The organism is Thermodesulfobium narugense DSM 14796, assembly GCF_000212395.1.
Lineage (GTDB): Bacteria > Thermodesulfobiota > Thermodesulfobiia > Thermodesulfobiales > Thermodesulfobiaceae > Thermodesulfobium > Thermodesulfobium narugense.
The window spans coordinates 638,480-660,232 of the sequence record NC_015499.1 but is presented as its reverse complement, the minus strand read 5'-3'; the positions used below and the strand labels follow the sequence as shown (position 1 = coordinate 660,232).

General features: G+C 32.5%; 22 protein-coding genes. 1 reads left to right on the top strand and 21 read right to left on the bottom strand.

Annotated features, from left to right (window positions below):
* The 7 genes from minC to THENA_RS03415 all read right to left on the bottom strand — a co-directional run bounded on the left by minC (position 1) and on the right by THENA_RS03415 (position 6,541).
* Positions 1-678 (bottom strand): septum site-determining protein MinC, encoded by a 678-nt coding sequence (gene minC / locus THENA_RS03450; protein WP_013756046.1) that lies wholly within the window; start codon positions 676-678, stop codon positions 1-3.
* A gap of 2 nt (positions 679-680) precedes the next feature.
* Complete coding sequence (mrdA, locus tag THENA_RS03445) at positions 681-2,384, bottom strand: penicillin-binding protein 2 (RefSeq protein WP_013756045.1); 1,704 nt, start codon at positions 2,382-2,384, stop codon at positions 681-683.
* Between the two features lie 462 nt (positions 2,385-2,846).
* Positions 2,847-3,536: a rod shape-determining protein MreC gene (gene mreC / locus THENA_RS03435; RefSeq protein ID WP_169309411.1), complete on the bottom strand. Its 690-nt coding sequence runs from the start codon at positions 3,534-3,536 to the stop codon at positions 2,847-2,849.
* 94 nt (positions 3,537-3,630) lie between these two features.
* On the bottom strand, positions 3,631-4,632 hold the full coding sequence (locus THENA_RS03430; protein ID WP_041438329.1) for a rod shape-determining protein: 1,002 nt from the start codon (positions 4,630-4,632) through the stop codon (positions 3,631-3,633).
* A gap of 24 nt (positions 4,633-4,656) precedes the next feature.
* Positions 4,657-5,196, bottom strand: a complete 540-nt coding sequence (locus THENA_RS03425; RefSeq protein ID WP_013756041.1) for an SPOR domain-containing protein — start codon at positions 5,194-5,196, stop codon at positions 4,657-4,659.
* 5 nt (positions 5,197-5,201) lie between these two features.
* Entirely contained in the window at positions 5,202-6,191 is a 990-nt protein-coding gene (gene mltG / locus THENA_RS03420) for an endolytic transglycosylase MltG (protein ID WP_013756040.1), read from the bottom strand.
* A gap of 23 nt (positions 6,192-6,214) precedes the next feature.
* Complete coding sequence (locus THENA_RS03415) at positions 6,215-6,541, bottom strand: DUF1292 domain-containing protein (protein ID WP_013756039.1); 327 nt, start codon at positions 6,539-6,541, stop codon at positions 6,215-6,217.
* 81 nt (positions 6,542-6,622) lie between these two features.
* Between THENA_RS03415 and prfA the strand changes: the two genes are divergently transcribed.
* On the top strand, positions 6,623-7,708 hold the full coding sequence (prfA, locus tag THENA_RS03410) for a peptide chain release factor 1 (RefSeq protein WP_013756038.1): 1,086 nt from the start codon (positions 6,623-6,625) through the stop codon (positions 7,706-7,708).
* Positions 7,709-7,764: 56 nt separating this feature from the next.
* Here prfA and THENA_RS03405 read toward each other — a convergent pair whose 3' ends face one another.
* The 14 genes from THENA_RS03405 to mraY form a co-directional block, all read right to left on the bottom strand.
* Entirely contained in the window at positions 7,765-8,949 is a 1,185-nt protein-coding gene (locus THENA_RS03405; RefSeq protein ID WP_013756037.1) for an LCP family protein, read from the bottom strand.
* Positions 8,950-8,966: 17 nt separating this feature from the next.
* Complete coding sequence (locus tag THENA_RS03400) at positions 8,967-9,956, bottom strand: hypothetical protein (protein WP_013756036.1); 990 nt, start codon at positions 9,954-9,956, stop codon at positions 8,967-8,969.
* A gap of 41 nt (positions 9,957-9,997) precedes the next feature.
* Entirely contained in the window at positions 9,998-11,083 is a 1,086-nt protein-coding gene (gene ftsZ / locus THENA_RS03395; RefSeq protein WP_013756035.1) for a cell division protein FtsZ, read from the bottom strand.
* Between the two features lie 15 nt (positions 11,084-11,098).
* Positions 11,099-12,250 (bottom strand): cell division FtsA domain-containing protein, encoded by a 1,152-nt coding sequence (locus tag THENA_RS03390; protein ID WP_013756034.1) that lies wholly within the window; start codon positions 12,248-12,250, stop codon positions 11,099-11,101.
* The gene (locus tag THENA_RS03385) at positions 12,243-12,590 is read right to left on the bottom strand and encodes a small basic family protein (RefSeq protein WP_013756033.1); all 348 of its coding nucleotides are present in this window, start codon (positions 12,588-12,590) and stop codon (positions 12,243-12,245) included. Before THENA_RS03385 ends, THENA_RS03390 begins: the two co-directional genes overlap by 8 nt.
* Before the next feature lie 3 nt (positions 12,591-12,593).
* Positions 12,594-13,358, bottom strand: coding sequence for a DUF881 domain-containing protein (locus tag THENA_RS03380; protein ID WP_013756032.1), 765 nt, complete (start codon positions 13,356-13,358; stop codon positions 12,594-12,596).
* Entirely contained in the window at positions 13,355-13,906 is a 552-nt protein-coding gene (locus THENA_RS03375; RefSeq protein ID WP_154645305.1) for a hypothetical protein, read from the bottom strand. Before THENA_RS03375 ends, THENA_RS03380 begins: the two co-directional genes overlap by 4 nt.
* 94 nt (positions 13,907-14,000) lie before the next feature.
* A complete protein-coding gene (locus THENA_RS03370; RefSeq protein WP_013756030.1) occupies positions 14,001-14,927 on the bottom strand; it encodes a D-alanine--D-alanine ligase family protein in 927 nt (308 codons plus the stop codon).
* Positions 14,924-15,811 (bottom strand): UDP-N-acetylmuramate dehydrogenase, encoded by an 888-nt coding sequence (gene murB / locus THENA_RS03365; protein ID WP_013756029.1) that lies wholly within the window; start codon positions 15,809-15,811, stop codon positions 14,924-14,926. Before murB ends, THENA_RS03370 begins: the two co-directional genes overlap by 4 nt.
* Complete coding sequence (gene murC, locus THENA_RS03360; RefSeq protein ID WP_013756028.1) at positions 15,780-17,216, bottom strand: UDP-N-acetylmuramate--L-alanine ligase; 1,437 nt, start codon at positions 17,214-17,216, stop codon at positions 15,780-15,782. Before murC ends, murB begins: the two co-directional genes overlap by 32 nt.
* Complete coding sequence (locus THENA_RS03355; protein ID WP_013756027.1) at positions 17,216-18,298, bottom strand: UDP-N-acetylglucosamine--N-acetylmuramyl-(pentapeptide) pyrophosphoryl-undecaprenol N-acetylglucosamine transferase; 1,083 nt, start codon at positions 18,296-18,298, stop codon at positions 17,216-17,218. Before THENA_RS03355 ends, murC begins: the two co-directional genes overlap by 1 nt.
* A complete protein-coding gene (locus THENA_RS03350; RefSeq protein WP_013756026.1) occupies positions 18,295-19,398 on the bottom strand; it encodes an FtsW/RodA/SpoVE family cell cycle protein in 1,104 nt (367 codons plus the stop codon). The genes THENA_RS03355 and THENA_RS03350 overlap by 4 nt, the downstream gene beginning before the upstream one ends.
* Complete coding sequence (gene murD, locus THENA_RS03345) at positions 19,395-20,789, bottom strand: UDP-N-acetylmuramoyl-L-alanine--D-glutamate ligase (protein ID WP_013756025.1); 1,395 nt, start codon at positions 20,787-20,789, stop codon at positions 19,395-19,397. Before murD ends, THENA_RS03350 begins: the two co-directional genes overlap by 4 nt.
* Positions 20,780-21,721: a phospho-N-acetylmuramoyl-pentapeptide-transferase gene (mraY, locus tag THENA_RS03340; protein ID WP_013756024.1), complete on the bottom strand. Its 942-nt coding sequence runs from the start codon at positions 21,719-21,721 to the stop codon at positions 20,780-20,782. Before mraY ends, murD begins: the two co-directional genes overlap by 10 nt.
* Between the last annotated feature and the right edge of the window lie 32 nt (positions 21,722-21,753).

Below are 21,753 nucleotides of genomic sequence, written 5' to 3'. Positions count from 1 at the left end.
TCACTCCCCTATCAAAAATTTTCGCCCTGTCCAGGGCTCGATATTTATTTTATTATCTTTAAAATATGCAAACATATTATTAGTATTTATTGCACTTTTATCATTATTAGATAATAAACCTAAAACCCCTGCAATTGTTATCTGTACAGGGTCGAAATCTAGAGCAAATACTATAGAGGAATTATCCAAAATTCCAGCTTGGACTATTCCCTTTAAACTACCTAAAACTATTACTGAACCTCCAGCTGAAATTTTAGCACCAGCATTAACATCACCTAAAATTATAACATTTCCTTCGAAATCTATCTTTTGCCCAGATCTTAAGCTTTTATAAACATATTTAGTACTCATTTTATTGAAACATATTTTATTATCAAAGCTTTCAGTACTTTTATCTTCAATTTCATCTCTATCATCATCGTGATCATTATAAATTTTAAATGTATTTATCTCTTCAAAACGAGCCAACTTAAGTTTTAACTGCTCTATAAAAGATGCTTCTAAATCACATAATGATTGAATCTCAAAAATTATCTTTGTACCTTCAAAGAATTTTTTATTACTTTCAAAAAAAGATTTTACGTAAGAAATAACATCAGCTAATGAAGGCTTTTGATCAATTATTAATCTAAGAGCTCCTTTACTCCCTATCAAACGAAATTTTTTACCCCTTTCCATAACTATCTTTCCCTCAAACTAGGATTTGAAAAATAATAGTCTAGATAAGATTTAGCCACAGGACCAGAAAAAGACGCTCCCTCTCCAATATGTTCAAAGAAAACACAAACCACAATTTCAGGTGCATCATAAGGAGCTGCTACAACTATCCATGAATGAGGTTTTTTTCTGGGAGGGTCTTCTGCCGTACCAGTTTTTGCAATTGCGCTATATTTATCGCTATTTAATATCATGGCAGTTCCTTCTAGGACTGCTTTTCTTAAGCCTTCTCTCACTACCTCATAAGTTTTTTCGCTAAATTTAAAACCTTCATAGGAAGCATCTTCACCACTAATCAATTTACACCCCGCAAAACTACCTTTATTGACAAAGATGCTCATCATTCTAGCAACATCCAGTGGAGTAGTTCTTACAAAACCCTGTCCTATAGACATATTTACTGTGTCACCATCATACCATACGTCATTAAACTTTTTTTCTTTCCACTCCTTTGTGGGCAAAAAACCATTTTCTTCCCCTGGCAATTCTAAACCACTTGGCAAATCAAGACCAAACTTATTAGCATAATACCTTATCTTTTCAGGTCCTAGTCTTAATCCAAGAGTATAAAACACAACATCGCATGATTGTGCTATCGCTCTCTCAATATGAAGATGACCATGCCCGCCTGGAAGCCAACAATAAAACGTATGATTTCCTACTTTTAAATAACCAGGACAATAAAACAACTCTTCAGGCGTAGTAACCCCTTCTTCCAAAGCTGCTACACTAACAGCAATTTTAAATGTAGAACCAGGCGGAAAGGCAGAAAGAGCCCTATTAATAAATGGATGATCTTCTTTAAGAAGCTTATTCCAATCTTTTTGTGACATTCCATAAACCATCTTATTGGGATCAAAATCAGGTGAACTAGCAAGAGTTAATATCTCTCCACTTCTAGGATCAAGAGCTACTAGTGCTCCAGGTCTTTCATTCAAAAGTTTTTGAGCATATTCTTGCAAATCAGAATCAATATTTATTTTTATATTTTCACCAGGTATTGGCTTAGTTCCCTGGAATCTCTTTTGTATGTTACCAAAAGCATCTACAATCGTTATATCTGCACCATCCTGACCCCTTAGTTCCTTATCCTTTATTAATTCAACTCCAGTTTTCCCAACCATTTGATTTGGGTGTAAATAAGGAAATCTTTTTAAGTCGCTTTCCGAGGCTTCACCAACATATCCTATTGCGTGACAACCTACATTTTTCAGCGGATAATTTCTCATAGGTATCTCTATAAGCCTAAAACCCCTTTGTCTAAAAGTTAATTCCGATAAACTAAGATATTGTTTAGTATCTAATTTTTCATGGAGTATGTAAGGATAGGGATTTCCTATACTTTTCTTAATGGCATCATATATTTTTGTGCTATCTTCATTAAGAATTGGAGAAATATTGTCAGCTAGTTCTATTGCGTTCTTGTCATCTCTTGCCATAAACATTATTGCATGAGCAGAACTATCATATGCCATAGGCAGCCCCTTTCTGTCAAAAATCTTTCCCCTTGGAGCAGGTATAGGAAAGATTCTTGTAGTGCTATCAATCGTTACTTGCTTAAACTCATTGCCGCTAAACATAGCCAAAGAGATAAGTCTATAATTAAGAGCTGCCCAAAGAATACCTAAAAAACCTATCGACAAAAATTCCCGTCTTCTAATTCTCATTTTTGCTCACCAACAAATATTTATAAAATTTTTGAATTACTAATAAAAAGATTACGTTTAATAAGCTGTTAACTATTATAACCACCAAAAGATTAAAAAAATTAAAGACATTTATCAAAATAGCAATTAGGCTATATAGCAAAAAATAATAGATTACTAAAGCAAAGATAAATACAAGGTGCTTACTCCAACTAAAATTTTTTTCTAGATATAACTTTATAAATAAAATTATAAACAAAATTAAGGCCAAATTTGTTCCTAAATAAACCCCCAGTCTCAAGTCGTCAAAAAAAGAGAAAAAAGTTAATGGAAGCAAAATACTCTTTGAAAAATCAAAGTTGCAATATAAAGAGTATAAGATTGCTGGAGTAAGCGTTAACAAAACACTTGACAAACCGAACACGTTTACAAAAGAGAGAAATAAAACTTGAATTATGTAGAAAAAAATACATAATATAAAACTCAGCTTCCAAGATAGACCCATACTTCATTCACCGTTTGAATTTGTTTAATCGGTACCGCTGTAAAAACTGTGTTCAAACTTCCAACCTCACGTAGAGTCATAATTTTTGCGACCGGAATATTTGGTGGCAACAATGATGATGGAACACTTGCTGTAACTAAAACTTCAAGAGGATGAATTGCCGCAAAGACGCTCGGTACACTAAAAACTAACTGTTCAGAACCTGTTCCTTCTAAAATTCCATACAAGTTTGAACCATTTAGCTTAACTGGAATTTTTACTGATTTATCGCCTATATATGAAACTTTGGAAAAATTTGGCCCAACATCTGAAATTAGCCCCACAATACAACCATCAGAGATAACTGGCATTCCTATTTTAACTCCATCATTGGATCCAACATTAATTATTAGGTCTTGATAAAAAGGCTCAGTCCTATACAAAACTAAAGCCCTTAGAAGTTTAAATTTTGGATTTTGAGCTTTGAAATTTTGAAAAGCCTTTTCTTCATATAAATTTTGTATATCCTTCAACATCAACGCATAAGAAAGTCTAAGTTCCTCGTTTTGTTTCTTTAAATCTTCTATTTCTTTGTTAAGATTTACGTTATCGTTTACTATATTAGACAAATTATTTGAAAAAGTTCCTAAACCTGTTGCCCACTCGCTAAAAAGATATATAGGCGACAAAACAAAGAAACCTATTCTATTATAAATATTAAATTTATAATTTAAAAAAAGAAGGGATACACTAAAAATTAACGTTAAAAAAATTATTTTTTTTTTAGTTCTTGAAAACATGACCAAATCTGTCTAAGTCTTCTAATACCTTCCCAATCCCCTCAGCAACTGAAAGCAAGGGATCTTCCGCTAAATAAACGGGAATTTTTAGCTTTTCTGAAATATATTTATCCAATCCCTTAAGGAGCGCCCCACCACCAGCAAGCATTGCTCCTCTTTCCATAATATCAGATGCCAACTCAGGGGGAGTTTGTTCCGCTGTCAATCTTATTGTTTCAGTAATTTGATCAACAATAGGACCTATAACTTCCCTAATCTCAACAGACGTTAGGTTCAAGCTCTTTGGCAAACCAGTAATTAAGTCCCTTCCTCTAACTTCCATACTCTTTTCTTCTCTTAAAGGATAAGCAGAGCCAATATTAATTTTTATATCTTCAGCAGTTCTTTCTCCAATAAGTAAGTTATATTCTTTTTTACAATACTCCATTATCACCTCATCCAATTCATCACCTGCAACTCTCAAACTCTTTGCAACAACCATACCGCCAAGTGAAATAACAGCTACTTCTGTAGTCCCGCCACCTATATCAATAATTAAACATCCTTTAGGTTCATCAATAGGTAAGCCTGCACCTATAGCAGCAGCCATCGGTTCTTCAATTATGTAAGCCTCTCTACCACCGGCTCTTTGTGAAGCTTCTATTACAGCCCTCCTCTCAACACCAGTAATTCCTGATGGTATACCTACAACAACTCTAGGCTTAAAAATACCGCTTGAAAGGGCTTTTTTTATGAAATATCTAAGCATCATTTCGGTAGTCTCAAAATCAGCAATTACGCCATCTTTTAATGGCCTAACAGCAATTATATTAGAAGGTGTTCTACCAAGCATATTTTTTGCTTCCATACCTACAGCAACGGCTTGTTTTTTCTCAACGTTATAAGCAACTACTGAGGGTTCTTGCGTTACAATTCCCTTACCACGTACATAAACAACTGTGTTTGCAGTACCTAGATCAATCCCAATATCGTTAGATAACTTCATAAATCCAAACAACTTTTTTCCTCCTTATTGTTCACTAATAATTTTTGCGTTAATACCTTTCATCTTTAAGTTGTTAACAAGATTTAAAGCATCTTCCTTTTTATTAAGAGCAGCAACTTGTAACCAATAGCTTCCATTAGCCTTTAAAAGTATACTCGAATAACCCAATTTAAACAAATCCTTTTTCATTCTCACACTATCTTGCTCGTCATCAAAAGGACCTACTCTTACCTTGTATAACAAATTTGCCGCGTTTTTTAAATTGCTAATTTGAGACTCATTAACCGTTTTTTGACTGGTTTCTTCCGATACAGGTTTAGAGTTTTCACTGTTGGTAGCTCCATTATTATAACCTTTTTGTTGTAAATTTATATTAGAATCAGAATTCCTATCTTCTGGAGGAGTTTGAATCTCAACACTTTTATTTTCGTTAGATGCTGTAATCTGAGTATGTGGCTTGTTAAAAAATAAGAAATTAAAGCCTTTTCCAACCAGATAAAAACCAAAAAACGACAATAAACAAGCAAATATAATTATAGCAGCATAAAAGACCTTACTTTTCAAGAATATCACCCTCCAAGACTTTTTATGAAAGCCTGTTGTTCTTCATATGTTTGAGAGAAAAAGTGTGTTCCGTCTCCCTTTGCTACAAAATACAAATATTTAGTATGTGCTGGATGTAGAGCTGCTTCTATTGATTTGATTGAAGGGCTATTAATAGGAGTTGGCGGTAAACCGTAATGTATGTAAGTATTATAAGGTGATTCGATTCTTGTGTCAGCATAAGATAACACATCTTTGTGAACAGGAAGAAAATATTCCACGCTCGCACAGGATTCCAAAGGCATATTAATTTTTAATCTGTTTAAAAAAACCGAAGCTATTATAGGTCTCTCCTTATCAACTTTTGCTTCGCCCTCAACCAAAGACGCAAGCTTTAAGAGGTCATAATAGTCTTTTCTATCTCTAATAAGTGGCCACACCTTTTTCTCAAAATCACTTAATTGCATATCAATAATTTCTTCAGGTGGATCATTTTTGCCTATAAAATAAGTATCCGGAAACAAGAAACCTTCCAAAGAATTAGAATCAATTCCTTGTAAAAAAGGAAATTTCTTTGAAAAGGATTTTAAATCATTATAGGCTATATTTTCATACTCTTTATATTTAATATATCCGTCCTTCTTCAAAATCAAAGCCATATCTTTGATTCTTAACCCCTCAGGAAAGGTAACCCTTAAAACGTTATCTGGACCTTTTTGTATAGCATATATAGAATCTAAGAAGCTTCCACTCAAACTATAGTTACCAGGCTTTGGGTCAAAGTTTTTTATTCTAAAGTATAAATCAGCAAAAAACGATGGGGTAACACCATAAACTTTATAAAGTTTTTGAAGAACAACACTCGACGATTCACCTTTATAAACGTGAAATTCTACTTTGTTAGACAATCTATAAAATAAAACATATGGAAAATTAATTAATATCAAAAGCAAAATAACTAAAATAAGATATAAACTCCATCTCTTCAAACGAGATATTGTTCTTCTAAGTTGCATATTTTTATTTTATTTAAACTAAATTACTCTGAAATATCTTCGAAATCAAAACTTTCCTTTAAATATTGATATATTTTGTCGAACTCTTCATCTGTCAAAGATTCATCTACTTTTGTGTCCTCAGAACCAAATATTACTACTGGAGTCAAAAAGTTATCGTTTTCTTGTCTAAAAATTGATATCTCAGGAACATATTCACTATCAACTTCTTCTTCAAAGTAAGGAGTAAGTACAAAATACAATTTGTCATCAAGCTCAAACTTGTCTAATAACTCGTATTGCTTTTTAACCCCATCTTCTTCTTCAATTTCAAAAATTTCCAATTCATCGAACTCTCTATCTTCTTCCACGATTCACCTCGCTTCAATAATATCAAAACAATATGTTATCATTTTAACTAAAATATATCAATTACTACGGAGGTAATAGGTTTGGATTTTAAAGTTTTTGAAGGTAATATTTTAAAACTAATTAATCGCTATAAGGAAATAAATGAACTTTTATCTAGTTTAGAAATAATAAATAATCCTTCTAAGCTTATATCGCTATCTCAGGAAAAAGCAGAACTAGAAGAAGTTGTAAATAATTATAATGAACTAAATAAGCTGAAAAATTACTTATCAGACCTCAAAGAATTAAAAAATAGTGAAGATGAAGAAATAAAAGCTTTAGCAGAAGAAGAGTTTCAAGTTGTAGAGAAAAATATTGAAAATTTAGAATCAAAGTTGCTAAATTTTATTTTGCCCAAAGATCCCCTTGATGAAAAAAATATAATTCTTGAAATCAGAGCTGGTGCAGGTGGAGAAGAAGCAGCATTATTCGCATCAGAACTTCTAAGAATGTATCTTAGATATGCTGAAAGAAAAAATGCTAAGACAGAAATATTATCTATCAACGAAACAGGAATTGGAGGTATAAAAGAAGCAATAATTTCAATAAAGGGGAAAAGGATATATAGCAGGTTAAAATTTGAAAGCGGGACTCATAGAGTACAAAGGGTGCCAGAAACTGAATCTGGTGGTAGAATACATACCTCTACAGCAACTGTTGCTGTGTTACCAGAAGCAGATGAAATTGACATTACAATTGATGAAAAAGACTTAAAAATTGACACCTTCCGCGCCGGTGGAGCAGGTGGACAACATGTCAACAAAACTGATTCTGCAGTAAGAATAACACACTTGCCCACAGGAATAGTAGTCGCTTGTCAAGATGAGCGTTCTCAGTTCCAGAATAAAGAAAAAGCTATGAGAATTCTAGCTGCAAAAATCCTTGAGGAAAAGAGAGTTGCATCAGAAAAAGAAATAGCAATGTCTAGAAGAATACAAGTTGGATCGGGTGATAGAAGCGAAAAAATTAGAACTTACAATTTTCCTCAAGGCAGGGTAACTGATCACAGAATAAATCTTACTTTATACAGATTAAACGAAGTTTTAGATGGCGATTTGGATGAAATAATTGATGCCCTCATTGCTGCCGAAAATATAAGAAAATTAGAACTTTTATCTGTTAAATAGTTTTAAATTAAAAAATCAGAGCTTTGTAAAATCCTTAACCAACTTAACCAAAAACCTCATCTTTGGGGAAGAGTGATAGTGTTGTTATTTGGCGAAGGAATTTTTTGATTTTCATTAACTGTAGACTTAGCGTTATTGACATTAGTTTTAGTTCCATTTTTCGTAGTAGTTTTATTCTGTGCTTCGTTCGTTGTTTGATTTTGAGTAGCTTTTTGAAGAACTGTATTTACACTATTGTAAGTAGCTTTGTCTTCTGGAAATGGAAAAGTTAATGGCACATCAGGATTAGCGTTTGGAAAAACACTTTTAATAATTGAAACAACTTTTTGAGTTGGCCATAAGTAATCTACCCCATATGCATATTTGGGTACCATTCCCTCATCTAAAAAGATTCTTTTAATCTGAAAGTTTGGCTGGTTTACAATATCTTTCACTGCAAGGGCCCAACTTAGTGCATCGTTAAACGACATATCTGTTTGTACGTTATCCAATACTACCTTTAAAATATCTGGTATCTTTGTTATCATCGCCGGACTTGAAAAAAGTTGATTTTTAACTGCAAGGAGAAATTCCTGCTGTCTTCTCATTCTTCCAAAATCACCTAAAGCATCATGCCTAAATCTCACATATTCCAAAGACTGTAACCCATTTAAATGCTGCATACCAGGATATAAATCAATAGTAAAATGAGCCCAATTGTCAACGTAATACATTCTCTTGTCAACGTTAATATCTACTCCACCAATAGCATCTATAATTTTCATAAATCCCTTATATCCTAAAATTACATATTTATCAGGTTTAACCCCAATAAAATTAGTAAGTGTTCTAAGAGCTAGTTCTGTATTTCCATAAGCATAAGCAGCATTAATTTTGTCATAACCGTGTCCTGGTATTTGTACAAGAGTGTCTCTCGGCACCGACATCATGGTTATGGTTTTATCATTCGTATTGATATTTAACCAAAGAATCGTATCAGTTCTATGAGTCTCATCGACATCATCTATACCAAAAAGCACTAAATTAAGTTCCCCTTTTGCAGGCTGAGCCATAAAATTAGGGGTTAGCAAGTCGCTAATATTTTTAGTAGGAGTAAACAGGCCGAAAACAAAGCCACAAAATCCAGACAAAAAAAACAACACTCCAAATAAGATCATAATTTTTTGTCTGGAAGAATTTCTTCTTTTCCTTAAAATCCTTTTAGGTATTTCGTTATTCAAATTTTCTAAATTTTTATCCATAAAAGCTCCTAAAAAATTTAAAATCTAAGAGTTATAGAAGCTAAATGTACATCTTTCATAAATTGTACATTTTGTCCTGTTATTAACCCTAAAGAATCCTTTAGTGTAGCATAATCTACTATCATAGAACCTGTCTTAACTCCTATATCATAGTGAACCGCTCCATCATGATAACCTACCTCTAAAAGCAGATTCTTTTTGTCAAGAGCAAGAGTGCGATAACCAATTCCAGTTACAGGTTTTATTCCAATTTTTAACTTCCCATCACTTAAAGATAGAGATACATCAGATGAAATTATAGCATCACTTCTGCTATCAAGTTTATATCCCCAGGAAAATTGTAAATTTACAGTCTTTTTCGTATGTACCCCTGAGTCATCCTTAAGCTCTTCAGTAGCAAAAGACGGTGTAACTCCGTATTTAAATCTATTAGTAGAACTCTCCCACATATAGCCTGGCTGCAACATAAAAAATTTATGTATATATATAGTTTTTCCAGTTTTGTCATCCCTTAACCAGAAGTCACCCTTTGCCAAGGAGAATCCAACACTAGATATATCATTTCTATGAGCCAGACCAATTTCAAAAAGTCCACCCTTTAGTGTTCTTCTAGGTATTTTTCCATTTTCATCAGAAGAATTTTGAGTACACCAATCAAAGCCTGTTTCATGAGGCGTCATCCAAAGAAACCCAAAACTCGTTTTGCCAGCTTCAAAAGGTAAACTAAAACCATATATATCTGAGTCAAGTTGGTCAAGATTTTTTATTCTTCCAGGAAAGTGTCTAAGAGAATGAGTCATTAATAACTGCAAACCTCTACTAGAAGCTATCGAAGCTGGATTAAATGGGAAAAAGTTTAATCCTTTTTCTACAGAAGAACCAAATGATAGTACGCTTCCCTCAGGCGTTAATTTAATATAATTTAGATTGTCTGCAAAAGAATTTTTGCAAACAACAATACTTAAAAATAGAAAAAAAAAGGCTACTCTCCCTCGTCCTTTTAACATACTTTATTTTGTCAAGAGCAAATTAAAAAAAAATTAAAAATTTATTGTTCTTCCTTTTCAGAGTCTCTTCTTAAAAAGCTTGGAAGATCGTCGAAACCAAAGTTAACTGTTTCATCAAATAAACGCTTTTTAGAAGGAGTTGAATAAGTTGAATCTGTCTTTTTCTTTAGAGGTATATCGCTTGCAGTTTCTGAAAATCCTGTAGCAATAATAGTTATTCTTATAGAATTCTCCATTTCTGGGTTAATAACCGCCCCAAATAATAAGTTAGCATTCTCAGAAGTCAATGAGCCTAGCTCATCTGCAGCTTCATTTATTTCAAGCAAAGTCAAATCATAACCGCCTGTTACGTTCATAATAATGTTTGTTGCCCCTTTTACAGGTATTGTCAGAAGAGGCGAATCAACAGCGCTTCTAACTGCATCAATAGCTCTCATTTCATCTTGTCCATATCCAACCCCCATAATAGTATTTCCAGTATTAGTAAGAACAGATTTAAGATCTGCAAAATCAAGATTTATAATACCAGGTACAGTTACAAGATCAGAAATTCCCTGTACCCCTTGTCTTAACACGTCATCGGCTAAACGAAATGCTTCTAAAAAAGAAAGTTTCGAATCTGCAAAAGTCAAAAGCCTTTGATTATCAATTACAATATATGAGTCAACAATCTTTTTAAGTTCCTCCAAACCCTGATCTGCATTCTTTTTTCTCTTAGGCCCCTCAAATTTAAACGGAAATGTAAGAACAGCTACAGTCAATATACCCATTTCTTTTGCAATACTTGCAATATATGGAGCAGCACCTGTGCCTGTACCACCACCTAAACCTGCTGTTATAAAAGCCATATCAGCTCCTTCTAAAATGCTCCTTAAATCATCTTCACTTTCTTCAGCTGCCTCTCGCCCAAGATCAGGATTAGCTCCAGCACCCAAACCTTTTGTTGCTTTAGGACCTATTTGTAACTTTTGATCAGCTCTGGACAAACTAAGAGCCTGAACATCAGTATTAATAGCCCAAAACTCAACAGAAGAAAGACCTGCCTCAATCATTCTATTTATAGCATTGCCACCCGCTCCTCCTATGCCTAAAACCTTAATAGAGGGACCCATTTTTTCATCATACATATAAAAACCTCCCACTTATCGTCCTCTTTTTAAAAAAATTTCAAAAAATTTCTTTATTAGATTTTGGTTGTCATACTTATTAGATAATATTGTATTATTTAAAGCATAATTAATCAAACCCAAAACAGTTGAGTGCTCATAATCCCTTTTCTCATTTATTGAAAAAGTAAAAGGTCTCCTAACCTCAACCGGGCATTCAAAAATTTCTTCAAATAATTTTTTAAAAACAAATAACTTAGAACCTTGTCCGGTAAGATAAATTCTTAAAGGGATCATATTATCAGAAATTTTTTTTAGTTTATCATAAATATATAACACAATATCTTCCGATCTCGAATAAATAATATTTTTTAAAAAACTTTTAAAATCATCATGATCTTCAGGTTCAGAAAAGTCTAACTTTAGTTTCTCTGCCTCATCTCTATTTACCTTAAGACCAAACGATATATCTCTAGTAATGTTTTCTGAACCTAACAAAACTGTAGAAGTAAATTCTGGAACTCCTGAAGAATACAAAACAAAATCAGTCGTCAAAGCACCGATATCCACTACTAAGAACTTGGGAATTAGATAATCATTATCTTTCAAAATAGCATTTGCACTTGCAATTGAACTAGGAAGGATATCTACTAAATCTAGATGCAAAGAGCTAAACAACTCTTTAAGGGTTTTATAATAGGTTGAAAGCATATATATAACGTGAAAATTTGCTTGAAGCGATTTACAAAACATCCCTGATGGATTTAGTGTTTCAAATGAATTATCAACTAAAAATGATCTTTTACAAATATGCACAGGAGTATAATCTTTTTCTTCTGAAATATTTAGAAGTAAGTCATTAATTGTTTTAGTTCTGATTTGAGTTTCTTTAGAATATTTTTGTTCAATTTTAATATTCTTTGAAATATAAACTTTTCCTGAAAGGTTTAGTATACATTTCTCTTTAAAATTAGAACCTTCCCTCTGATAAATAGATTTCAAACCGGCATTTAAGATTGATCTTACCTGTTCAAAATCATATATTGTACCATTCTTAATCCCATATGAGGGCAAAGATATAAAGTGTGCAATGGCTTTATTAGAAAGTTGATCCTTTCCAACAACAATTCTTATAAAACTACTACCAAGGTCAACAGCTAAAATATTGCTCTCTTTTATATCACTCATACCTTGATGAAGGAGGAGTAAACAATAAATGTCTTATAGCAGTTATATTATTAAAAATTCTTATACCAAATAGTATTACAGCCGCTATATACAGATCGATTCCTAATAGATCTCCTGCATAAGTCAGACCAGCTGCAACAATAGAATTACCAAAAAAACCTGTTATAGCTTGCCATCCACTAAACTTCCCCTCTAAACCACTTTTAAATGCGCCAAAAAATGAATCAGCAAAAGCAAGAATAACAACTGCCATGTATTTAGTATAAACAAATGGCATCTCTATAGGGAAAAAGTAAGCTGCAATCATTCCCAACACAAAACATAGCAATATAAACCACATAAGTTATTCTCCTTTATTAATCAGAGTTGCATAATTAATCTGTATATTTGCACTGAAAGCAGGAATATAAAGAGAATCTGACTTTTCAACAGAAACCCTTATTCCTAATAGCTTCAAATAGTCAATTATACCGCCGCTCATCGTCAAAGAGTTATAAAGCATTTCCGGTGAACCTATTGCTTTTATTATAAAAGGAGGAGCAAGCCTTACACCATTTACAAGTATAACAGGACCAGCACATCTTATTTCAGAAATTGCAACGAGTCTTTGATCGTTAACGCTTATTGCTTCTGCACCACCAGCTCTAAGCTCGTTCACAACCCTCAACAAATCCTCGTCATGAACTAAAGAAGCGTTGCCTTCTTGACCATTTTTCGCATCCTTTACGGTAACTATCACGCCTGGACCTTTAACAGGAGTAGAACCAGCCAAAAGCGCAACTTTTTTACTCTCTTCCCCTATTGAAATATTTTTATTTTTTTCTTGCTCTAGCTTATTTTGAAGATCCATTATTTTTTGTCTGGAAACAAACAGTTCTCTTTCCAAATCGAGTCTCTTATTTTCGGCTTCTTTCAAAAGGCTAGCCATCTCCTCTGCCTGCCTTGTAGGAATAAGGTGAAACAAATCTTTTTGAGTTCTGTATTGAACTACGATAAAAAATCCTAAAATAAAAGCAATAATACCTAAGATTAACTCCCACCTTTTTGGCGGATGAATGCTGTGAATAACCTTTTCTTGAATATGATGAACTTTATTTTCACCGTTCATTTCTTAACCACAAGCCTTCTTTCGTCTAACAAAATTATCTCCTTGGGCCATTTTTTATTATTCAAATTTTCTAAAAAACTAAAAATATTTCTAAATTTTTCTTCAAAGTTACCATCATTTTTAAACTCAAAAACTGTTGTACTTTTATCCTTAAACTTTATAATATCATCATAAAAAAATATATAATCTGGGATAAAACCATAAAAAGTAGAATAATAAACAATATTTTGTAACATATCAAAAAATTCACTACTTTTTATTATACTATTGACATCTATAACTTTTTTATTCTTTAAATTTTCATTTGATATTACGTTTCCATTTAGATCATAAAAATTGCTATCAGAACTCGCCTTTACTATGTAATCTGGAATATAAAAAGTTACATCAACTCTTCCTAGGCTTGTATGAGTTATTGATTTAATCTTATAAAAATTATTGTTTTCAATTTGATTTTTTAAATTGTTAAGGAAGGTTTTATAGCCCAAAATCCCATATTTATCTTTATGTAAAATGTAAAAACTTTTATTTTTTATATAACTTGACATACCTTCAACTTTCAAGGAAGTAAAGCTATTTGTTGAAAAAATAAACCAAAAAAAATAACATAAAGCAAAAAAAAATATTATAGAAACTAAAAGATTAATCCTCCAACGCCAGTTTGACAAGAAGTTTAACAATTTCCTGGAACGAATATCCAGCAGCTTTAACCTCCTTAGTAAAAAGACTATTTGCAGTCAAACCAGGAATAGTGTTTATTTCAGAGAGGTAAATGTTTTCATATTTATCTACAAACATATCAACCCTGCCAAAACACTTGCAATCAAAAGCCTTATATGCTTTTATTGCTAGCTCTTGTAATCTATCCTTTAGGTTGTCATTTAATCTTGCAGGAACAATTTCGTCACACAATTGAGGATTATATTTCGACTCATAATCAAAAAATTTTGTTTTGGGCAATATTTCAACAAGAGGCAGGGCAATTACATTGCTGTTTCCGATAACACCACATGTTATCTCTTTTCCATGTATAAATTCTTCAACCAGAACAATTGGATCGTATTTAAATCCAAGCTCCAAGGCATCTTTCAATTCGTTATTATTGTTCACAATAGATACTCCTACACTTGAACCTTGCGAATTAGGTTTTACAACTAAAGGAAAGCCTTTCAAACGCACAAATTCCAAAACCTCTGTAGAATCCTTTGTTCTTATAGCAATAAAATCTGGTTGTGGAAATTCCAAAGATTTACAAATTAATTTGTACCTGTATTTGTCCATAGTTATTGCACACGAAAAAACTCCAGAACCGATATATTTTATTCCAAGAGTATCCAAAAAACCTTGTATAGAGCCATCTTCTCCAGGCTTCCCGTGTAAAACTGGAAAAACAAGATCAAAATTTTCACATAATATTTTTTGACACAATTCATAAGGAGAAAGTGTAGCAATATCCACCATTTCAACGATATATTCAGTATTAATCAAGGACTTATAAACGTTCTCTGCAGACCATATAGAAACTTCCTTTTCTGAAGAAGTTCCACCACATAAAATCAAAATTTTCATAATTCATCACCGGATAAAATTGGCAGTTCTTTAAATTCTCCCAAAAATCTTACCTCTGGCTCCAATAAAATATTGTAGCTTTCCAAAACCCTATCTTGCATCAATTTTATTATCTTTACAGCGTCAGAAGTGGAACCTCCAATATTTTCTAAAAAATTTGCATGTTTCTCAGAAACTCTAACCCCACCAAACTTGTAACCTCTAAAACCCAAACTATCAAGCAGTTTCCCAGCCCAATTATCCGGTGGATTTTTGAAAACACTTCCAAAAGTTTTAATTCCATGTGGCTGAGATGATTTCTTTTTATTTAAAAGTTCAAGAGTTTTAGCAAAAATGTTCTCAGACTTATCAAAATTTATCTCAAAATATGCTTTCAATATAACTTTATCTTTAATAGAACTCTTTCTATAAGAAAATTGTATATCACCTGAATCTATTTCACCAAAAGTTTTACTAGCACAGTCAAAGACAAAAATTCTTTTTAGATTTTTTGAAAAATCTGAACCAAAACAACCTGCATTACCAAAGATACAGGCTCCAATTCTTCCTGGTATTCCTGCTGCAAATTCAAAACCACTTATACCTTTTCTGGCACACCACCATGAAAGAGCGCTTGAGGAAACGTTTGCATCAACCTCTAAACAATCAGAAACAATATTAATTCCCTCAGAAGAACTTAAAGGAATAACATATAAAATATTTTTAGAGAAATAATCATCAGAAAAAATAACGTTCGAACCGTTACCTAATATCACGAAATCGTCTATCTCTCCCAAAATAACAGGTAAATCAGAACTTTTAAGAAGATAGACACTTCTGCCTATACCACCAGTTCCAAAAGTAGTAAGGTTTTTAAGTTGAAAGTTCCGAAGTATTCGGATCACTTATCTCTTTTCTTTCACCTTTTTTAATATCTAAGAAAATTGATGCCACCTTATCACAGATCTTTGTAATATCGCCTGCACCCATAAACAAGTATACGTTCTTTTCACCATGTATTTCTTGGATAAGCTCATAAATCGAGTCTTTAGAAACAAAAAAAACGTTGTCTTTCATCCTCTTTTTACACTCTTCGAACAATTTGTTACCCAAATAAGGATTCGCCGTCTTTTCACCTGCTGGGAAAACATCAAAAAGCAATAAAGTATCTGCTTTTGTTAAAATATCACAAAAATTATTCAAAAATTTTTCAGTTCTGGAAAATCTGTGAGGCTGGAAAATCAGGACTAGGTTTTTATCTTTAAATATACTTCTCGCTGTATTTAAAACTGCATTTATCTCCTCGGGATGATGAGCATAATCATCAATAATGTAAGGATCTTTACACTTTAGTTCAAATCTTCTTCTGACCCCTGAGAAGGATGCAATTGAATCAAATGCAGAAACAAAATCAAGTCCAATTATTTTAGCAACACTAAATGCTGCAAGCGAATTCAAAACATTGTGAATTCCCGGAACATTCAACGTTATTTCTCCAATTTTTTCACCTTCAATATAAAGGTCATAATAGCTACCAAAACCGCTCAATATTACATTTTTACACTGTACTTGATTGTTGTCACCAAAGCCATAAAAGATTTTTTCTTTATCTGTTATTCTTTCTGCAACGCTTCTAGTAACAGCGTGATCCCCACAAACTACCAATTTTCCATCTTCACTTATTCCCTGCATAAACTTTTCAAAGTAATCTTCAACCATTTTTAAATCACTAAAAAAGCTAGGATGATCAAAGTCAATATTAGTAATAACAGCAATATTGGGCTTATAATTCAAAAACGAGCCATCACTTTCATCGGCCTCAATTACTATATATGGGCCACTTCCATGCCTTGCATTAGCACCATAATCATTTAACTCACCACCAATCAAGAAAGAGGGATCAAGCCCCCCATCGTTAAGCATCTTGCTAATCATTGAAGTAGTAGTTGTCTTGCCATGTGTTCCTGCAACAGCAATTGAAAATTTTTGTTCAATTATTTTAGATAACATTTGTGCTCTCGATAGCACTGGAATATTTCTTTGCCTTGCACTCAAAAGCTCACAATTATCAGATGGTATAGCTCCAGAATATACAACTGCATCAACGTCTTTCGAAATGTTGTCAGGACTATGACCTATGTATATATTTACTCCTTTTTGTTTTAACTTTAAAAGAGACCTAGATTCTTTCTTATCAGATCCCGAAATAATCTTTCCATCTTCGAGAAGAAAGAACGCTAAAGCGCTCATGCCTGTCCCACCAATCCCAATAAAAAAAACCTTCTTCAAATTTTTCACAATGTTTTCCATTAAGAAATTATCATCTTCCTTTCTATAATTTTTTCAACAAGATCAACAATATTTTTTGTTGCATCAATCTTTTGAAGCTTTAAAAGTTCATCATAATTCACATTAATACTTTTATTATTTAATTCAAATATTTCTCTAATCATATTATATAGTAAGTTTTCAGAAAGTGCATTCTGAAATATAACTTTTCCAAGTCCCAATTTTTCAAGATAAAGAGCATTATATTTTTGATGCGATTTTGCTCCTGGATAGGGAATTAAAATAGCTCTTTTTCCTGTCTTTATAATTTCAAATACTGTAGATGCCCCGCTTCTAGAAATAACCAAATCTGATAATGCATACAGCAAGGACATTTCTTTAAAGTATTTGAAATTAACGTATTGACATTTTAGATCTCTTATTTGAGGAACAAATTGTTCGCCTGTAATATGTATTACAAGATACTTCTCATCAAGCATTGGCAATAAGGCCCATACTGTCTTATTTATTGCCTCAGAACCTTGGCTTCCACCAAAACATAAAATGGTTCTTTCCAATTTCTTAAATCCCAATCTTTTCTCTGCCTCTTCTATTTTAACTTCTCCAATATTTTCTCTAACTGGAAGCCCTGTAAATATTACTTTACTTTCTGGCAATTTTGGATCAGCTTCTGGAAAAGAAGTCATTATGAATTTAGCAAATCGAGAAACTAGATAATTTGTCAATCCTAACTTATAATTTTGCTCGTGAGATAATATTGGTATGCCTAACATATAAGCTGAAATACAAGGTGCAACGCTTGTATGACCACCAAAGGAAATTAAACAGTCAGGCTTAAATTTTATCATTTCTGGAATGAGTTTCAAAGATAAAAAAATAGTTTTTATAATTGACAAAAATTGCACAATTTTTGTCATCCCAACAAATGGGTAAGAAGGTATTTCTTTCTTTTCAATCCCCTCAAGCTTTGTGTTCTTAAGAAGTGTACCTTGAGACCAAAAGGATATTTTTGATTCAGGATGTAATTTCTTAAAAAGCTCTGCTACACAAAGTGCAGGATAAAAGTGACCGCCAGTACCAGATGTGACAATTAAAATTCTCATTGCAGACCTCTTGGCAAATCAGAATAAAATCTATAACATATGGCAATCATTATCAAATTGATTATTTCAGAAGTTCCTCCATAACTAAGAAAAGGCAGTGGCACACCAATAACAGGTATGATGTTTAAAACCATAAAAACGTTCAAAAAACACTGCAAACCCAATATTGTAGCAGTCCAAAAAATAAATGATTTGTCAAAGGGATCTGTAACCTTTTTTGCCATCTTAAAAAGTAAAAGCACAAGATTTAAAAAGCCAAACAAAAAGGCAACCCCTCCAACCATACCAACCTCTTCTGAAAAAACAGAGTAAACAAAGTCTGTATGTGCTTCTGGAAGATAACCTAATTTCTGTTTTCCACTACCAAGTCCTTGTCCAAAAAATCCACCATCCCCGATACCATATAGAGCTTGAACAATCTGATAACCACTAGTTCGCATATGAGCCCACGGATCAAAATTTGACGTTATTCGTTGAAGTCTATATGGAGCGAGAAGCGCTCCAATCAAAAGAATTACAAAAACAATACTTGTTATACTTAACCAAAACCTAAAATTTATTCCCATAAACAATAAAAATAAGAACACCGTAACAACTATTAAGGTCATCGTGCCATAGTCCGGCTGCATTGCTATTAGAATACTAATAGGAACAAGATACAATGATATATTAACTATAAAACCTGATATATTATTTTTTAAAGCCAAAAAAAATGAAGCGCTTCTAGCAATTTTTAACCCCAAAGTTAGCTTTACAAATTCCGAAGTTTGAAATGATATTAAACCAAGATTAATCCATCTTCTAGCTCCATTAATTTTATGGGAAAAAAAAGGTACGAGAGTAACTATTAAGAGAGCTATGCTTAAATAGAATAAAGAATCAATATATCTTTTAACAAAGCTTGATGGTAATTTAACTATGATAAAGAAAATCAACCATCCTATAACAAAGTAAACAATAGCATGTTTAAAAAAACTCAGTGGATCTGAATAAAGCTGAATCCCCAATTGGGCAGCTGAACTAGCAGTAAAGAGCGTACCTACTAGACTTAGTATGAAAGTCAAAAGCAATAAGAGCCTTTTGTCTTTCATCCTTTTCATGTTATTTCCTCACATTTGCTCTTCTCTTTAACTTTTTTCTTAAAAATCTTTCCTCTTTCTTCAAAATTTGCAAACATATCAAAACTCGCACACGCCGGAGAAAAAAGAACTATATCATTTGGCTTTGCTAATTCAAAAGCCTTATCAATCACATCATCAAGCGAATTTAAAACAAAAAGGTTTGGAAAACTCTTAAAGTGATCAAAAAATCTTTTTTTTGCTTCTCCAAAAAGAATTATTGCTTTACAAGTTTTACTTGCTAGACTTACAAGCTCATCCAAAGGCGTATTCTTATCTTTACCTCCTAAAATTAAAATAAGATTGTTATTCTCACCCCATGTTTTTAGTGCAACAATAGTAGATTCTGGATTCGTTGATTTAGAATCATTTATCCAAGTTATCCCTTTATGAGTATAAAATCTTTCTTGTCTGTGCTCAACTCCTGAAAAAGTAGATAAAGCTTTTTCTATATGTTTTGGTTCTACTGAGGAAAGATAAAGCGAGCTTGCTACAAATAAAGCATTTTCGATATTGTGTTCTCCTTTTAGAGAAAGATCAGATAAATCAATAATTTTGACAAAATCTAAATTATCTTTAACAAAAATTTTATTTTCAATAACCCCCGCTATAGAGAAATCCTTTCTCTTAGAAACGTTTAGAATTTTTGTTTTCAAAGTTAAATTTTTAATATTTTTCTCTAAATAAGGATCGTCTTTATTATAGATAGAGTAACCATTTTCTTGATTTTTAAATAAATGAACTTTTGCGTTAAAGTATTCATCTAAATTAGCATATCTATCTATATGATCTAGAGTTAGATTTGTAATCATTGCTATTTTTGGTTTCAAAAAAATTGAATTTTCGATCTGATATGAACTCAACTCCAAAACAAGATTAGAACCAGTTACAATATCATAAATAATTTCAGAAAGAGGAGTCCCCACATTCCCCGCAACATAATAGGGCATTTTTGCTACCTCAAAACCATATCCTATCCACTCAGTAACTGTAGTTTTCCCATTGGTTCCAGTTACCCCTATAGTATTTACCCCATCAGGTAAAAGCCCAAATACCAAATCCAACTCTCCAACTACAGGAATGTTCTTTTTTCTAGCAAATTCAAAAAATTCTAAATTCAAAGGAACTCCAGGGCTTTTAATTATCCATGAAGCTTTGTCTAAAATCTTTGGGTTATGTTCTCCTAAAAGATAATTTATCTCTTCAATCTCAGGAAACTTTAACTGATTTTTATCTGTCACCACAATTTCAACACTTTTTAATTCACTCTTTAAAAGTCTAGCAATGCCAAAACCGCTTTTACCATAACCAACTATAACAATCTTAGTTGGAACCTTAAGCTTTTTAAATATTTTCTCCCAATTTAACAACATATCTGTATGCTCACAGCAAGAAGTGTAAACAGTAAAGATACAATAAAAAATCTCATAGATATGTGTGTCTCCTTTACATTAGATAATTCAAAATGATGGTGAAGAGGGCTCATTTTGAATATCCTTTGTTTTGTTCTTTTATAATATACTACCTGTATAATCACAGAAAGAGTTTCAATTATAAATGGCATTGCAGAAATAATGAAAAAGACAATTCTATTGGTAAAAATCGCAAGTATTGCTAAAAGGGCACCTATACCAATTGAACCAGCATCACCCATAAATATTTTTGCCGGATTTACATTAAACCACAAAAAAGAGAGCAAAACCCCAATAAAAGAAAAAAGCATTAAGGTTAATGGTACGTCTCCATCTAAATACGAAAAAAACAAATATCCAAAAAGAATAGATAAAGAGCACAGTGCAGCTAGACCATCAAGACCATCAGTTAAATTAACAGCGTTGGTAGAACCGCTTATTACGAAAATTAGAAACGGCCACAAAAATATGCCTGGAACATAAAACTGTATTGTAGGAGATATTTGAAGCCTCGTAAAAATCTGAGAATTAAGAATAAAAGCTAGAAAAAACACTGCTACAAAGGAAAATATCACAATTAAAATCATCTTTTGTCGAGGCTTTAAGCCTTCGTTCTTCCCCTTTTTTATTGAAAGAAAATCGTCTATAAAGCCAATTATAAAAAATGGAAGGGAAATAAGAAAAATTATAAAGGTCCTTGAATCAAAGAAGGGTAAAAATAAGGCAACAACGATAATAAAAAATATCCCAGATGCAGTTGGCGTTCCCGTTTTTATTTTATGAGTTTCGGGCCCTTCCTCTCTTATCTTTTGACCAAAAAATTTTCCAAAATGTCTCTCCCATATTGAAAAAGCAAGAATCCCTATAAAAAAGCTAAAAAAGAGCTCGATCATTTATAAAGCTAACCTCCAGTTTACAAATAAAC

Excerpts from the sequence above, each read along its gene's own strand:
- mrdA (WP_013756045.1), bottom strand. The coding sequence starts at position 2,384 with ATGAGAATTAGAAGACGGGAATTTTTGTCGATAGGTTTTTTAGGTATT.
- THENA_RS03350 (WP_013756026.1), bottom strand. The coding sequence starts at position 19,398 with ATGAAAAGGATGAAAGACAAAAGGCTCTTATTGCTTTTGACTTTCATA.
- THENA_RS03355 (WP_013756027.1), bottom strand. The coding sequence starts at position 18,298 with ATGAGAATTTTAATTGTCACATCTGGTACTGGCGGTCACTTTTATCCT.
- murD (WP_013756025.1), bottom strand. The coding sequence starts at position 20,789 with ATGTTGTTAAATTGGGAGAAAATATTTAAAAAGCTTAAGGTTCCAACT.
- THENA_RS03380 (WP_013756032.1), bottom strand. The coding sequence starts at position 13,358 with ATGAACGGTGAAAATAAAGTTCATCATATTCAAGAAAAGGTTATTCAC.
- THENA_RS03375 (WP_154645305.1), bottom strand. The coding sequence starts at position 13,906 with ATGTCAAGTTATATAAAAAATAAAAGTTTTTACATTTTACATAAAGAT.
- mltG (WP_013756040.1), bottom strand. The coding sequence starts at position 6,191 with ATGCAACTTAGAAGAACAATATCTCGTTTGAAGAGATGGAGTTTATAT.
- murC (WP_013756028.1), bottom strand. The coding sequence starts at position 17,216 with ATGGAAAACATTGTGAAAAATTTGAAGAAGGTTTTTTTTATTGGGATT.
- minC (WP_013756046.1), bottom strand. The coding sequence starts at position 678 with ATGGAAAGGGGTAAAAAATTTCGTTTGATAGGGAGTAAAGGAGCTCTT.
- THENA_RS03405 (WP_013756037.1), bottom strand. The coding sequence starts at position 8,949 with ATGGATAAAAATTTAGAAAATTTGAATAACGAAATACCTAAAAGGATT.
- mraY (WP_013756024.1), bottom strand. The coding sequence starts at position 21,721 with ATGATCGAGCTCTTTTTTAGCTTTTTTATAGGGATTCTTGCTTTTTCA.
- THENA_RS03385 (WP_013756033.1), bottom strand. The coding sequence starts at position 12,590 with ATGTGGTTTATATTGCTATGTTTTGTGTTGGGAATGATTGCAGCTTAC.
- THENA_RS03430 (WP_041438329.1), bottom strand. The coding sequence starts at position 4,632 with ATGAAGTTATCTAACGATATTGGGATTGATCTAGGTACTGCAAACACA.
- THENA_RS03370 (WP_013756030.1), bottom strand. The coding sequence starts at position 14,927 with ATGAAAATTTTGATTTTATGTGGTGGAACTTCTTCAGAAAAGGAAGTT.
- THENA_RS03390 (WP_013756034.1), bottom strand. The coding sequence starts at position 12,250 with ATGAGTGATATAAAAGAGAGCAATATTTTAGCTGTTGACCTTGGTAGT.
- ftsZ (WP_013756035.1), bottom strand. The coding sequence starts at position 11,083 with ATGTATGATGAAAAAATGGGTCCCTCTATTAAGGTTTTAGGCATAGGA.
- THENA_RS03400 (WP_013756036.1), bottom strand. The coding sequence starts at position 9,956 with ATGTTAAAAGGACGAGGGAGAGTAGCCTTTTTTTTTCTATTTTTAAGT.